The sequence below is a fragment of the Paenibacillus graminis genome (assembly GCF_000758705.1).
Classification (GTDB): Bacteria; Bacillota; Bacilli; order Paenibacillales; family Paenibacillaceae; genus Paenibacillus_AQ; species Paenibacillus_AQ graminis.
Window position 1 is genome coordinate 1,695,978 of the sequence record NZ_CP009287.1, and the last position, 11,470, is coordinate 1,707,447.

10 protein-coding genes are annotated in these 11,470 nt (G+C 57.0%); all 10 read left to right on the forward strand.

What is annotated here, in order from left to right:
* Nucleotides 1–72: 72 nt before the first annotated feature.
* The 10 genes from PGRAT_RS07300 to PGRAT_RS07345 all read left to right on the forward strand — a co-directional run bounded on the left by PGRAT_RS07300 (nt 73) and on the right by PGRAT_RS07345 (nt 11,392).
* Complete coding sequence (locus PGRAT_RS07300) at nt 73–1,605, forward strand: ABC transporter ATP-binding protein (RefSeq protein WP_042266296.1); 1,533 nt, start codon at nt 73–75, stop codon at nt 1,603–1,605.
* Nucleotides 1,602–2,717 (forward strand): ABC transporter permease, encoded by a 1,116-nt coding sequence (locus tag PGRAT_RS07305; protein WP_025707817.1) that lies wholly within the window; start codon nt 1,602–1,604, stop codon nt 2,715–2,717. The genes PGRAT_RS07300 and PGRAT_RS07305 overlap by 4 nt, the downstream gene beginning before the upstream one ends.
* A gap of 30 nt (nt 2,718–2,747) precedes the next feature.
* Nucleotides 2,748–3,677 (forward strand): ABC transporter permease, encoded by a 930-nt coding sequence (locus PGRAT_RS07310; RefSeq protein WP_025707818.1) that lies wholly within the window; start codon nt 2,748–2,750, stop codon nt 3,675–3,677.
* 110 nt (nt 3,678–3,787) lie between these two features.
* Nucleotides 3,788–4,312 carry a 2-oxo-4-hydroxy-4-carboxy-5-ureidoimidazoline decarboxylase gene (gene uraD / locus PGRAT_RS07315; RefSeq protein ID WP_036706142.1) on the forward strand — a complete coding sequence of 175 codons (525 nt, stop codon included), beginning with the start codon at nt 3,788–3,790 and terminating at the stop codon, nt 4,310–4,312.
* A complete protein-coding gene (uraH, locus tag PGRAT_RS07320; RefSeq protein ID WP_025707820.1) occupies nt 4,309–4,677 on the forward strand; it encodes a hydroxyisourate hydrolase in 369 nt (122 codons plus the stop codon). Before uraD ends, uraH begins: the two co-directional genes overlap by 4 nt.
* 36 nt (nt 4,678–4,713) lie before the next feature.
* Nucleotides 4,714–6,108 carry an allantoinase gene (locus tag PGRAT_RS07325; protein WP_042266298.1) on the forward strand — a complete coding sequence of 465 codons (1,395 nt, stop codon included), beginning with the start codon at nt 4,714–4,716 and terminating at the stop codon, nt 6,106–6,108.
* On the forward strand, nt 6,105–7,376 hold the full coding sequence (locus PGRAT_RS07330; protein ID WP_025703566.1) for a M20 family metallo-hydrolase: 1,272 nt from the start codon (nt 6,105–6,107) through the stop codon (nt 7,374–7,376). The genes PGRAT_RS07325 and PGRAT_RS07330 overlap by 4 nt, the downstream gene beginning before the upstream one ends.
* A 22-nt stretch (nt 7,377–7,398) precedes the next feature.
* On the forward strand, nt 7,399–8,622 hold the full coding sequence (locus tag PGRAT_RS07335) for a pyridoxal-phosphate-dependent aminotransferase family protein (RefSeq protein ID WP_042266299.1): 1,224 nt from the start codon (nt 7,399–7,401) through the stop codon (nt 8,620–8,622).
* Nucleotides 8,623–8,805: 183 nt separating this feature from the next.
* Nucleotides 8,806–10,611, forward strand: a complete 1,806-nt coding sequence (locus PGRAT_RS07340) for an adenine deaminase (RefSeq protein ID WP_042266301.1) — start codon at nt 8,806–8,808, stop codon at nt 10,609–10,611.
* 328 nt (nt 10,612–10,939) lie between these two features.
* A complete protein-coding gene (locus tag PGRAT_RS07345) occupies nt 10,940–11,392 on the forward strand; it encodes an IDEAL domain-containing protein (protein WP_025707082.1) in 453 nt (150 codons plus the stop codon).
* Nucleotides 11,393–11,470 lie beyond the last annotated feature (78 nt).

An 11,470-nucleotide genomic window follows, 5' to 3' on the forward strand; every position in this document is an offset into this window, starting at 1 on the left:
GGGTGGGGCGGGTGCCGTACAGACGGTACCTTTCCCACCCGTACTACAACTATAAGGAAAGGAGCGTCCATTATGCAGGACCCTTCGGTTGAGATGCGCGGGATCGTGAAGAAGTTCGGATCTGTAACGGCAAGCGATCAAGTCGATTTTTCGGCAAATGCGGGTGAGATTCACGCGCTGCTTGGTGAGAACGGAGCAGGTAAAAGCACAGTCATGAGTATGCTGTCAGGGGTGTACAGAGCGGATGAGGGCGAAATTCTCCTTCACGGCCAGCCCGCCAAAATCCGTTCCCCCAAAGATGCTGCGCTTCTTGGCGTCGGCATGGTTTTTCAAAACTTCAGACTGGTGCAAAGTCTCACGGCAGCGGAAAATATCGTGCTTGGCGAAAAGTCGTCTTTCTGGCGGGGCAGCAAATGGATTAAAAACAAACACAAGGAAATTGAAGGTCTGGCGGAGCAGTTCGGGCTGAAGTTCCCGGTGGACCGTCCGATCTGGCAGTTGTCCGTCGGCGAGCAGCAGCGTGTGGAGATCGTTAAGACACTTTACCGCGGGGCGGAGATCATCATTTTGGATGAACCGACCTCGGTATTGACTCCCGGCGAGGTGGAGCAGCTGTTTGCGACACTGCAGGTCATGAAACAGGCCGGTAAGACGGTCATCATGACTACGCATAAAATGAAGGAGGTTATGGCCTCCTCAGACCGGATTTCTGTCATGCGCAAAGGAAAAATGATAGCAACGCTGGCCACTGCCGAGACTGATGAGCTGGAACTGGCGCGGCTTATGGTTGGGCGCGAGGTTGAAATCACCAGGCAGGAGCGTGAAGCTGCGGCCGGTGATCCGCTCCTGATTGTCAATAATCTGGAGGTCGCTGCCGATCATGGCCGCAAGGCGCTGGACGGGTTGTCCCTTAAAGTATGCGAAGGGGAGATTGTAGGGGTTGCCGGAGTGGCCGGCAATGGACAAAAGGAATTGGCAGAAGTGCTGACAGGGCTGAGAACCTGGAAGAACGGCGAGATCATATTTGATGGTGAGCCGGTAAAATCGGCTTCGGTACGGGGCGCCATTGATTCGGGAATCTCCCATGTGCCGGAGAACCGGATGAAGAGCGGCCTCGCCGGACGCCTGGGCTCCGTGGATAACCTGCTGTTCAAGTCCTACCGCAGCAGCGACCACTCCAGGTTCGGATTCCTGAAGGCAGCCAAAAACCGTTCCTGGTCACAGGAGCTGGTCGAACGCTTCAATGTTAAGACGCCTGAGCTGGATACGCCGGTGCAGCAGCTGTCAGGCGGCAATCAGCAGAAGCTGCTGTTCGCCCGTGAGGTCAGCCGCCAGCCGAAGCTGATGGTTGCCGTCCATCCCACACAGGGGCTGGACGTAGGAGCTGCTGCCGGTGTGCATGAGCTGCTGATGGAGCTGCGCGGCACGGGCAGCGGAGTATTGCTGATTTCAGAGGACCTGGATGAATTGCTCCAGCTCTCTGACCGGATTCTGGTGATCTATAACGGTTCGATTATTGGGGAGAGTGATCATGAACACGCGGACCGGGAGAATATCGGCCTGCTCATGGCCGGCATCCGGAATAAGGAGGCAAGCGCGATATGAGTTCCAAAAGTGCAAGTGATTCCGTGCTGCTGAATTCCGCCTCGGCCAAATCCGCCAGAAGGTTCCCAATGCGTCTGGAGTATGATGCAAGCCGCACGCGTTCTCCCTGGTGGTCACCCATTCTGTCCATTATTTTGGCACTTCTGCTCTGTGCGGTGTTCATTGCGGCCAACGGCATGAGCCCGGTTACTGTATACGACAAAATGTTCCGCGGGGCCTTCGGCACCTCTTACGGCATCACGGAAACGCTGGTCAAAGCAATTCCGCTGCTGCTCTGCGGACTAGGCATCGCTGTCGCGTACCGGATCTCCGTATGGAATATCGGCGCGGAAGGCCAGCTGACCGTCGGAGCAATGGCCGCGACCGCGGTGACGATATATTTTCCCGGTCTGTCTTCCTTCTGGTCTATTGCCCTGATGCTCGTATTCGGAACGGCCGCCGGAGCGCTCTGGGGACTCATGACGGCCATTCCGCGGACGCATTTCGGCGTCAATGAACTGATAACCTCGCTGATGCTGAATTATGTGGCACTGCTGGCGCTCGACTATGTAGTGTTTGGTCCCTGGAAGGACCCTAAGGGCTTCAACTTCCCGGGTTCGCCGATGTTCACTGCTGCCCAGTCGCTGCCGGTGCTGGGGACCACAAGACTGCATATCGGGCTGATCTTTGGTCTGGTAGCAGTAGCTATCTATTATCTAATGATCCGCTTCACCCGCTGGGGCTATGAGCTGAAGCTGATTGGAGCCAACCCTACCGCTGCGCGTTATGCGGGGATTCACATCAAAAAGCATATTATTATCGTCATGCTGATCAGCGGCGGCCTGGCAGGAATCGCAGGAATGGCCGAAGTTTCCGGGGTGACCCACAAGCTGATGCAGGGAATCTCGCCGGGTTACGGCTATACAGCGATCATTGTCGCCTGGCTTGCCAAGCTGAATCCGCTGGGCCTTATCGTGACCTCGGTCCTGTTCGGCGGCCTCATTGTAGGCGGCTACAGTGTGCAGACCATCGGACTGCCTTCGTCCATTTCGGAAATGCTGCAGGGTGCGATCCTGTTTTTCCTGATTGCCGGCGAGATGATCCACCGTTTCCGTATCCGCCGGAATGCATAGCAGCATCCTCTTAGAGAAGGGAGTATAACCATGGATTTCACGACACAGTTATTAATAGCCGCCATCTCCGCCGGAACACCACTGCTCCTCGCTACACTTGGCGGCATCCTGAATGAACGGGCGGGCATCATCCAGCTGGGTGCCGAGGGCCTGATGCTAATGGGGGCGGTCACGACCTGTATCGTCTACATCCGCAGTGAAAACCTGCTGCTGGCCCTGCTTGCAGCCATAGCCGTAACTGCCGTATTGGGTCTGGTCCATGCCTTCCTGTGCGTTACCCTGCGCGCAAACCAGACCATGTCCGGCCTGGCAATGACGCTGTTTGGCAGTGGCCTCAGCGCTTACTTAGGCAAGTCCATCAGCGGCATTCCGCTGCCGGGGACTTCGCCCAAGCTGGATCTGGGCTGGGTGAAGGGGATTCCGGTGGTCGGAGATATTTTTGGCCGGATGGATGGTCTGACCTGGTTCAGCCTGCTGCTGGTGCTGGCTCTGCATCTCCTGATTCATCGTACTTCCTGGGGGCTGCATTTGCGGGCAGTCGGAGACAGTCCGGCGACAGCGGATGTCATGGGAATTCGTGTGCAGCTGATCCGTTACAGTTATATCACCGCAGGAACGGCGCTGATTGGTCTTGCAGGTGCCGATATGGTGCTCGCATACGCGCCGACATGGAATGAAGGGCTGACAGCAGGCCGGGGCTGGATTGCGGTGGGTCTCGTCATTTTCGCCAGATGGAATCCGCTGCGCGCATTATTCTGTGCCTATTTCTTCGGGGCGCTCGATTCACTGGGCTTCCGCATTCAACTGCTCGGCAGTATTGTTCCGCCGTATTTCCTCAAAATGATTCCTTACGTGGTAACCATCCTGGTGCTTATGTATCTCGGTTACCGCAACCGCAACAAGCCATCCGGCACACCGGAATCCCTGGGAACGCCTTATATTCGTGAACAGCGGTTCTGAATACCGGAGTGCCGCCTTGGTTGAATGCAGAGGATGGGCTTTTCTAACTGAAAAAAGTTAAAATTAATATAATTTAGGATTGAGAATAACTGGAGGAAGAGGGGGAACTCATGACGATACCACCTTTATTTTTGACACTGGAAGAGCTTAACCGTATGCCCAAGGAGGAATTTGTGGCGAATCTCGGCGGAATCTTTGAACATTCGCCATGGGTGGCGGAAGGGGCCTATAAGCATATTCCGTTTCAATCCACTGCCCAGCTGCACAGCCTGATGCTGGATACAGCGCGAAATGCGGAGCATAGCCAGGTAGAAGCGCTTTTGCGTGCACACCCGGATCTGGCGACCCGGCTGCAGGTTAGCCCGTTGTCGGCGTCAGAGCAGCAGGGAGCGGGTCTGGACCGTCTGAGCCCGGAAGAATTTGCAAGGCTTACGGAACTGAACGCGGCGTACACGGAAAAATTCCGCTTTCCCTTTATCCTGGCCGTGCGCGGCAAGAATAAGGATGACATCATTCAGTCCATTGAAGCGCGTGTGAACCGTTCATACGAGGAAGAGCGGGAGCAGGCGCTTGCCGAGATCGGCAAAATTACCGCCTTCCGGCTGAACGATCTGATCCGGGAGAAGGAAGCATGAGCGGGCGCCTGACGACTCATGTACTGGACCTGTCGCGGGGACTGCCGGCCGCAGGCATGAAGCTGCAGCTTTGGAATCTCGCGGAAGGTGCAGGGAAGCTGCTGCGGGAAGCGGAGACGAATCATGACGGCAGGCTGGATGCTCCGCTTCTGGAAGGAACGGAGCTGGTTCCCGGCTGCTATGAGCTGCTGTTCATGGCAGGGGATTATTTTCGCGGAGGCAGGCTGGAGGAGCAGCTGGGCGATGGAGAGAGCTTTTTCCTCGAACAGATCCCGATCCGGTTCAATATCATCCATGCGGCAGAGCATTATCATGTTCCGCTGCTTGTTGCGCCCGGAGGATACAGTACATACCGGGGAAGCTGAGAAGAGCAGGGGCAAATGACCGGAGGTGACCGATACATGAAGGAAACATATGAGCTTATTATCAGAAATGGGGATGTCGTGCTGCCCGGAGAAGTGCGCAAGCTGGATGTGGGGGTACGGGGCGGCAAAATTGCCGCGCTGGGCCAGGACCTTCAGGCTGCAGCAGCTACAACCGTCATGGATGCAGAGGGGCAGTATGTGCTGCCGGGGATGATTGATATGCATGTCCATTTTAATGAACCGGCGTTCGGTCACTGGGAAGGCTTCCGCAGCGGCTCGGCTGCACTGGCGGCAGGAGGCTGCACCTGTTATGCGGATATGCCGCTGAACGGCAATCCGCCTACGGTGAATAAGGCTGCACTTCAATTGAAGGCGGAAGCCGCCTCCGGGAATTCTGCAGTTGATTATATGCTGTGGGGCGGTCTGGTTCCCGGGAATCTGGGGGATTTGGAGGAGCTGGCGGCGGCTGGAGTGACAGGGTTCAAGGCTTTTATCTCCAATCCCGGCGGCGAAGGGGAAGGACGGTTCCGTGAGGTGGATGACACGGCGCTATATTTGGGGATGCAAAAGATCGCTGCGCTCGGCGGCATTCTCGCCCTGCATGCGGAGAGCGAGGACATTACGGCTGTGCTGTCTGCAGATGCTGTCCGCAGCGGCAGGACCGGTGCGCGGGATTTCGCGTCATCCCGGCCGGCGGCAGCGGAGCTTGAGGCGGTGTCCCGTGCGCTGCTCTACAGCGAGCGTACCGGCTGCAGGCTGCATTTTGTACACATCAGCACCGCCGCAGCAATTGAAATGATCCACGCCGCCAAGGGGCGCGGACTGGATGTGACAGCAGAGACCTGTCCGCATTACCTGGTGCTGAATGAAGACAGCATGGAACGGCTCGGACCGGTAGCCAAATGTGCGCCGCCGCTCCGCAGCGCGCAAGAGCAGAAAGAGCTGTGGAAGGTGCTGGCGGAGGGCCGGATTGATCTGATTGCATCCGACCATTCGCCTTGTCCGCCGGAGCTTAAGCTTGACCCGGGTTTAACTTTCTTTGAAGCCTGGGGCGGTATCTCCGGGGCGCAGAGCAGCCTGGAGCTGATGTTCCATGAAGGCGTGCATATGCGCGGTCTGCCGGTCACCCAAGTCTCTGCACTGCTGTCGGGGCGGCCTGCGCGGCGTTTTGGACTGGATCACCGCAAAGGCTCCATTGCTCCCGGGCTGGATGCGGATCTGGTACTGCTGAACCCCAAAGCCAGTTATACGCTGGCTGCCGGGGATTTGCTCTACCGGCACAAGCACAGTCCATACACTGGAATGACCTTATCCTGCAAGGTTACAGCAACGGTCTGCCGGGGGAAGGTGATATACACCGCTGAACAAGGAGTGGTGTCAGCGGACGGAGGAGAGTGGCTGCAGATTTATAGCGGGCAGCAGGCTCTATGAAGAAGCCGGTCATTCACGCCCCGGCTGCGGCTATGCAGAAGCTGCTGGAGGAGCTGGCGGCATTCAGCGCGCCGGGGCCGGGGGTTACCCGGCTGCTGTACACGCCGGAGTGGAGCGGGGCACAGCATTTTTTGCAGGAGAAAATGGCTGGGCTCGGGCTTGAGGTTCATACGGATTCCGTCGGCAACGTCTTTGGGCGGTTGAACGGATCACAGCATTCCGGTAGTGTCATTCTAACCGGCTCGCATATCGATACCGTTGTGAACGGCGGCAAATATGACGGAGCCTACGGAGTGGCTGCCGCTGTCACCGCGCTGCATTATTTGGCGGAGACTTTTGGGCCGCCGCTGCGCACGCTGGAGGTTGCTGCGTTCTGTGAGGAGGAGGGAAGCCGCTTCCCGCTGACTTTCTGGGGCTCGGGCAATATTACGGGCCTCTATGACGGAAGGGCAGGAGATTCCATTGCCGATCCGGAAGGTGTTACACTAATGGAGGCAATGAATGCCTGCGGACCGGGTACCGGGGGAAGCCAAGAGTCCTCTGATAAAAGCGGGAATTCCGCCCGGAGAGAAGACATCGGGATGTACGTCGAGCTGCATATCGAGCAGGGCATCCTTCTGGAGCAATCGGCATTGCAGATTGGGGTCGTCCAGGCGATTGCCGGCCAACGGCGCTTCGCCGTGAGGGTGACGGGAACAGCCAATCATGCCGGGACAACGCCGATGGGGCTGCGCCGGGATGCGCTTGCCGGTACAGCGGAGATGCTGTGTGCGCTGGAACGGTCTGCTGTGGAAGCGGGAGCTCCGCTTGTAGCAACCACCGGCAGGCTGGAGGTAATCCCGGGCACACCGAATGTGATTCCGGGCGAAGTGCAGTTCACGCTGGACATCCGCCACAGTGAGGCGGCGCGGCTGGAGAGCTTCTGCGCTGCACTCGTAGCAGCGTTCAGAGAGATTGCGGCGCGGCGCGGGCTTATGCTTGAGCTTGTGCCCACGCTGGCCACTTCTCCGGCACCGATGAACCAGGCGCTCTGCGAGGCGCTTGAACAGATCTGCCTGGAGCAGGGGAGAAGCTTCCGCCGCATGGTGAGCGGGGCGGGGCATGATGCCCAGCTGTTCGCCCCGGAGTGCCCGACGGCGATGATTTTTGTGCCCAGCCGGGCGGGGATCAGCCATTCGCCGGAGGAATATTCTTCACCGGAAGAGCTGGCGGCCGGGCTTAATGTCCTAACGGCACTTTTATATAGGCTCGCCTACGAGGTGAGCTGAATTTATAGAGGGAGAGATGATCATGAAGCGGTACGAAGATTTGTCGCCGTCCCTGCGGTGCATTATGACCCCAGGGCCGGTGGAAGTCGATCCGCGTGTGCTGCGGGCGATGTCTTTTCCGGTACTCGGCCAGTTCGATCCCGAATTTACGGACATTATGAATGAGACGATGGGGATGCTGCGTGAGCTGTTTGCGACGGGGAATCAATGGGCTTTTCCTGTGGACGGCACCTCCCGCTCGGGTATCGAAGCTGTTATGGTCAGCCTGATCGCGCCGGGCGACCGGGTGCTGATTCCGATCTTCGGCCGGTTCGGCCATCTGCTGCATGAGATCGCCGAACGCTGCGGGGCCGAGGTGTTCACTATTGAAAAGGCCTGGGGCAGCGTGTTCGCCCCGGAGGAAGTCATTGCCGCGATTCGGAGCTTTCGACCCGATGTAGTGGCGATGGTTCATGGCGAGACCTCGACAGGCCGGGTGCAGCCGCTGGCGGAAATCGGGCGGGCGTGCCGCGGGCACGGTGCGCTGCTGATCGTCGATGCCGTGGCGACCATCGGCGGTGTGCCGGTGGAGACGGATGCCTGGATGCTGGATGCCGTCATCGGCGGCACGCAGAAATGCCTGTCCGTTCCGTCAGGCATGGCGCCTATAACCTACAATGAACGCGCCGAAGCCAAGCTGATGAAGCGCAAGCAGGTAGAGCGCGGACTGCGCACTGGCGGAGCTGCGCGCAGCGAACTGCCTGTGGTGGGCAGCAATTATTTCGATCTGGGCATGCTGCAGGATTACTGGAGTGAACAGCGGCTGAATCACCATACAGAGATGACCTCCATGCTCTATGCGCTGCGGGAAGGTCTGCGGCTCGTGCTGGAGGAAGGGCTGAAGGAACGGCATGCCCGGCATGTCCTGCACGAACGGGCGCTGGTTGCCGGACTGGCAGCGATGGGGCTGAAGCTGTACGGTGACCCGGAGAGCAAGCTGACAGTCGTAACCTGTGTGCTTATTCCGGAGGGTGTGGACGGCGAATCGGTCAGGGCCATGCTGCTTGAGCGCTTCGGTATTGAGATCGCCAGCTCGTTTGGTCCGCTCAAAGGTCTGATCTGGCGGATTGGCACGATGGGCTTCAGCTGCCGCGAGAATAATGTGCTTCGTCTGCTTGGAGCGCTGGAGGCCGTGCTGCTGCGGCACGGTTATGCTGTTCCGTGCGGGCTTGGCGTACAGGCGGCGCTTGATGTATATGAGGCTTAAGCCGGGTTAAAAGCATCCGGTTGTATGCTTGCACAAACCGCTGCGGGCTGTTCCGGGGGCGGCAGGGAATAGATGTTGAATTCAGAAACGGCTGCGGGTCCCGGAGGGGAACCGTGAGGCCGTTTTTGCTGAATATATAGAAGTGGATGTATATTGGATAGTGAATCTAAAGGAGTGAGAGACATGTCATTTACAAGAAAACCGCTCGCGGACTGTGTGCCGGAGCTTGTGGCTACCGCCCGTGGCGATTTGCCCGCCACTCTGGTCATTACCGGGGGGAAGCTGGTCAATGTCTGTTCTGGTGAAATTTTGGAGGGGATGTCCGTTGCGGTACAAGGCGGACGCATCGCCTATGTTGGCAAAGATGTCTCGCACATGATCGGCGAAGGCACCCGGGTAATCGAAGCAGCCGGAAGATACATCGCTCCGGGACTGCTGGACGGACACTGCCATATTGAGAGCACGCAGCTCACCGTAACCGAATTTGCCCGGGCGGTGCTTCCGCTTGGGACAACGGGCGGCTTCTTCGACGCGCATGAGATTGCCAACGTGTTCGGATTGAAGGGGATTAAGCTGATGCTGGAGGAGATGCGCGGAACACCGCTGGCTGCCTACATGCAGGTCGCCTCCTGTGTGCCTTCTGCGGGCCCGGAATTTGAAACAACCGGCGCGTCCATCGGACCGGAAGAGGTAGCGGAGGCGTACACCTGGGGCGAGGATGTGATCGCGCTGGGCGAAGTGATGAACTTCCCCGGTGTGGTCTACGGAGACAGTAAAATGCTCGGGGAAATTCAGGCGACCCTGCGCGCCGGCCGGGTGGTGGATGGGCATTTCACCTGGCCGGCGGATGACTGGAGACTGCCTGTGTACGCCGCCGCCGGCGTAACAGGCGATCATGAGTGTGTTACAGCCGAGGATGTGATCGAGCGCGTCCGTCTGGGCATGTATGCCCAAATGCGCCGCGGCTCCGCCTGGCATGATGTGGCGAAGACGATCACCGCACATACGGAGCATGGGCTGGACCCGCGCCGGATGCTGCTCGTGACCGATGACCGCAGTTCGGAATCGCTGCGCGATGAGGGGCACATGGATTTTGTGGTGCGCCATGCCATCTCGCAGGGAGTGAAGCCGGTTACCGCTTTTCAGATGGCGACGATCAACACGGCCGAGCGCTTTGGCGTTGCCCGTGATATCGGATCGATTACCCCCGGCTCCTGTGCCGATATTATTTTACTGGATGGAAATCTGGCGGATGTGCATGTGGTAATGACTATTGCGGCAGGTGCTGTAGTTGCTGAAAATGGCATCATGACCGCTTCGCTTGCGCCATATACCTATCCCGGCGAGGTGCTGGCTTCGGTGCATTTGCTGAAGCTGCCTGTAGCGGAGGATTTTGTGATCCATGCGCCGGTTGAATCAGGCAGTCTCTTAACCCGGGTGATCCGAGTCATAGAGAACCATGTGGAGACAGAGGAGCTGATCCTGGACCTGCCGGTCGCAGAAGGCAGACTGCAAGTAGGAAACGGTCTGTGCAAAATAGCGGTCTTGGAGCGCCACAAAGGGACCGGCAACAAGTCGGTTGGTGTTGTAGCGGGAATCGGCTTCCATGAGCCTGCCGCCATCGCCATGACCGTTGCCCATGACAGCCACAACGTGCTGGTGATTGGCAATGATGATGGGCTGATGGCACAAGCGGCGGGGGCGGTTGCAGAAGCTCAGGGCGGTGTGGCTGTAATTACCGGAACCGGAACCACGCTTTTTCTGCTGGCTATTGCCGGACTGATGTCCGTAAAACCCTTCGAAATTGCAGCAGCGGAGTCTGCGGCGGTCAGCAAAGCGCTGTATGATTCGGGCTGCACGCTGAATTATGCCTTTATGACCTTGTCCCTGCTTGCGCTGGCCGTGATCCCGACACTGCGTATTTCCGATAAAGGCCTGGTCCGTATCTCACCGGAAGAGGGGATTGGGCTCGTATCCTTGTTCGTCTAACTTTCATATCGGTCCTAGGCGATGGGGTGTCTGCAGTCATCATTTTGACTGGAGCACCCCTTTTTGTGTAGGGATAATAGCTTAGCAGGATCAGTTTGCTTGGTCTTTTCAGACTCTCTTTTGGCAGCCAAAAGTAACGAATTTGTAAACAAAACTTATATTTTAACCATTTCATCACATTAAGAAACATATTTTTATAAATTTTTTATAAAAACATTAACAATCTGCAGGAAATAGACGATAATATTTTTAAATTAATTAAAATTATTGCATATTGTGAAGATAACAAGGTACGGAAAGACCAAATATGTGGAACGGGGTGTATGAAATGATGAGATTAGATACACAGGACATCGTGAATATCACCAGAAAGCAAATTGCTGCGATTTTTAAAATAGAGCCGGTTGAGCTGAGATTCGTCAATGATTTTCAAGGGGAGCAGTATCTGCTTACGAATGATAAGCTGCACCTCAGCAACCAGCACTACTGGGCCAAAGTCATGGATTGTGTCTTTGAGAGCCATACCCGGCCGGTTCTGATGTGCGAAGTGCTGTACTTCCTGAGAAGCGAATTTCTGGAAAGTGATATCAAGCTCCGCTTTTCTTATGATTTTGCCGAAGGCGCCAATGGTGCGGCGATGGCTTGGGCTGAGGTCAGCTTCAATGACTCGCCGGATTTGCAGCCGGAAGAAATTGCCGAATTGATCGATTTTGCACTGTCGCTGCAGGATAAGCAATGGTTCGAGGAATTGACCGCCAAATACAAACAATTGACCGTATGAGAGTGCCGTTCATTCAGAGCTTCCTTACGGAATCAGGTTAACAAGCCGCTTCTCCCGCATAACTATGCGCGGACGGGC

Excerpts from the sequence above, each read along its gene's own strand:
- PGRAT_RS07300 (WP_042266296.1), top strand. The coding sequence starts at position 73 with ATGCAGGACCCTTCGGTTGAGATGCGCGGGATCGTGAAGAAGTTCGGA.
- PGRAT_RS07305 (WP_025707817.1), top strand. The coding sequence starts at position 1,602 with ATGAGTTCCAAAAGTGCAAGTGATTCCGTGCTGCTGAATTCCGCCTCG.
- PGRAT_RS07310 (WP_025707818.1), top strand. The coding sequence starts at position 2,748 with ATGGATTTCACGACACAGTTATTAATAGCCGCCATCTCCGCCGGAACA.
- uraD (WP_036706142.1), top strand. The coding sequence starts at position 3,788 with ATGACGATACCACCTTTATTTTTGACACTGGAAGAGCTTAACCGTATG.
- uraH (WP_025707820.1), top strand. The coding sequence starts at position 4,309 with ATGAGCGGGCGCCTGACGACTCATGTACTGGACCTGTCGCGGGGACTG.
- PGRAT_RS07325 (WP_042266298.1), top strand. The coding sequence starts at position 4,714 with ATGAAGGAAACATATGAGCTTATTATCAGAAATGGGGATGTCGTGCTG.
- PGRAT_RS07330 (WP_025703566.1), top strand. The coding sequence starts at position 6,105 with ATGAAGAAGCCGGTCATTCACGCCCCGGCTGCGGCTATGCAGAAGCTG.
- PGRAT_RS07335 (WP_042266299.1), top strand. The coding sequence starts at position 7,399 with ATGAAGCGGTACGAAGATTTGTCGCCGTCCCTGCGGTGCATTATGACC.
- PGRAT_RS07340 (WP_042266301.1), top strand. The coding sequence starts at position 8,806 with ATGTCATTTACAAGAAAACCGCTCGCGGACTGTGTGCCGGAGCTTGTG.
- PGRAT_RS07345 (WP_025707082.1), top strand. The coding sequence starts at position 10,940 with ATGATGAGATTAGATACACAGGACATCGTGAATATCACCAGAAAGCAA.